This is a genomic window from Vibrio sp. YT-16 (genome assembly GCF_033337405.1).
GTDB classification, from domain to species: domain Bacteria; phylum Pseudomonadota; class Gammaproteobacteria; order Enterobacterales; family Vibrionaceae; genus Vibrio; species Vibrio alginolyticus.
Genome location: NZ_JAWOQQ010000170.1, coordinates 1 through 1,015 on the forward strand (window position 1 = coordinate 1; position 1,015 = coordinate 1,015).

The 1,015-nt window shown below is 48.3% G+C and carries 1 protein-coding gene; it reads right to left on the minus strand.

Annotated features, from left to right (window positions below):
- The coding region (locus R7F07_RS25530; RefSeq protein WP_318110712.1) for an ExeA family protein at nucleotides 1-1,015 on the minus strand (1,015 nt) is incomplete at both ends.

The following is a 1,015-nucleotide window of genomic DNA, read 5'->3' on the forward strand; positions in this document are numbered from 1 at the left end:
TCGTTGCCAACCGCATACAAAATCACGTAACCAACATCGCCTTGATAATTCAACTCTAAAATAACCGGTCGATTTTGCTGCATCAGCAAGGGCCAGGTTGCCATTTTTCTTTCACAACGCATGGTGGATTGAGGCTCAGACAAGCAAAGATTATCGCGCACTGATGCTCGATATCCCCAAAGGCGGTAAAGATCATTCACGGCAAGATTGGATTGTTTCTGCGCCAACAGCATATCGCGCTGTGCATCAGTTAGCTGCTCACTTGCCATAAGAGGAGCAGGAGTAGACGAAGACGCAGCAACGGGGACTTCCGACATCGGAGTCTTAGGCTTCACTGGCATGTAATTTATTGCAGCCCAGCCGACGCCAACCGCTGCCATTACACCAATAGCAGCCGATCCCCAAGCTGGCCAAGTAAATGACTGACGAGGTTTATCTTGCTGGTAAATGTCCGCCTGAAACTGCATGACTTCTTCGCAGGCTTGTTGCACCGTCTGTTTATCGACAACGACACTGCCCTGGTGATAACTCATATTCAATGCTTTATCACAAATCAGGTTGATGAGACGCGGAATGCCATGGCTATACTTCGCAATCAACTTACTGGAACTGCGATGAAACAGTTGCTGATCGCCACCAGCCGTGTGCAAACGAAACGCGATGTAATCCGCAGTCTCTTTCTCATCAAGAGGTAACAGATGATAACGGCCAGTGATACGCTGTGCGAGCTGACGCAACTGCGTAGTCTGTAACAAGCGTTGTAACTCTGGCTGCCCTACCAACAGCACTTTAAGCAGCTTTCTGGTATCGGTTTCTAAGTTCGTTAACAAGCGCAGTTGCTCAAGTACATCGGCAGCAAGATGCTGAGCCTCATCAATGACGAGCAACGTCTGCCAACCCACCTTGTGGTTACGCAGCAAATAATGATGTATGACTTGGTTTAGCTGTTTTAACGTCGCATCCTGCGGATAAGAGATCTTAAATTCATCGCAAATCGCTTCTAGCAGATCTCGGC